Raw genomic sequence first — 1,214 nt, forward strand, 5'->3', positions numbered from 1 at the left:
CGCCGTAACATGGAGGTTGCCAGCTTGCCGCGAGCCACCCATTCTGCGCTTAATAGCGGCAACTCAGGGGCGAGTAATGGGCCGATTGCTTACTGTCGGGTTTCAGTCGCGCTCGACGGATAGCATAATGACAGCGCAGCCGACTGCCGTCGCGTTGGCACTTAAATTGATCGACGAAGGGGTGCGTGACGGCGACTGTGAGTCCGCCTCCCGGGTATCGACCGTTCTGACAACAGGCAGTCATAACCGAGCATGCTCGTAAGGTCGGCTAACTTACAAACGACAGGCAATAAAAATTATTCATTGGGGGCAATCATGAATTCGATCGGGTCGGCGATCGCAAAGGGACTGTTTTTGGCTGGTCTGTTCATATCGGCGGGATCAGCGCTGGCGGCGAAGAGCGATGACGGATTCGCAGCCTTCTGGACAAAATTCAAGGCTGCCGTCGGCAAGAGCGACCAAAAAGCCGTATCGCAGATGATCAAATATCCCATCTATTACAATGACCAACGGCAAGTAGATGACTTCCCTTTGATCTAGAAGGGTGCTTTCACAATAGCGCAGCGGAATTGTCTTGCCAAGGAGAAGCCCGTCAAAGACACCAATGAAGGTAATGTCACGTATTCCGCTTTCTGCGGCTCGCTTATCTATGTCTTTGGCAAAGATGGAGCCAGCTGGAAATTGACGGACTTTGCTGAAGACGATTGATCGCCCCACTCAGACCCGCCAGCGGTTCTTAGCTTGCTGGGCCGGGCGGTGCCGCTAGCGGATCGCATTCTCTGTGCCGGGCTGGGCCTGCCGCCCACGTCGTCTCCGTAAAGGCAGACCGGACCGGTCCCTTTCGGCGGGGTGTATCTCGGAGAAGAGGTCTTCGCAGGTAAATACACTGTGCCCGCTGCGAGGTAACAGGCCGCGACTCGCGCCATGACTGGACAGGTCTCGGCTGTTCAGGGACGGCTTGTCAATGATGGCCATGATCACACGGCTAAGGCTCTCAGGACTGATCGGCTTCCCGCACTGGACAATGCTGCCGAAACGCGATGGATCGCACTCCTTGCTGCAAGGCTGAACAGCGCCTTCGCGCTCGGCGTTGTGGACGCTCTTTCCATTGTTACGCAATTTGATAGCCGGATTCGTGCGCAACGTCTGCTTTCTGGCAGTCCCTAATTGCGCTTAAATGTCCGACTTTAGGCGCGAAGCGGCTATTCGCGGCT

General features: G+C 55.8%; 1 protein-coding gene. It reads left to right on the top strand.

Annotation, left to right across the window (positions count from 1 at the left end):
* The first annotated feature begins 315 nt into the window (after positions 1 to 315).
* Positions 316 to 540 carry a hypothetical protein gene (locus tag NKI95_RS34245; protein ID WP_352722260.1) on the top strand — a complete coding sequence of 75 codons (225 nt, stop codon included), beginning with the start codon at positions 316 to 318 and terminating at the stop codon, positions 538 to 540.
* The last annotated feature ends 674 nt before the right edge of the window (positions 541 to 1,214 follow it).

Origin of the sequence: Mesorhizobium sp. M0306 (assembly GCF_040321655.1) — a bacterium.
Taxonomy (GTDB): Bacteria; Pseudomonadota; Alphaproteobacteria; order Rhizobiales; family Rhizobiaceae; genus Mesorhizobium.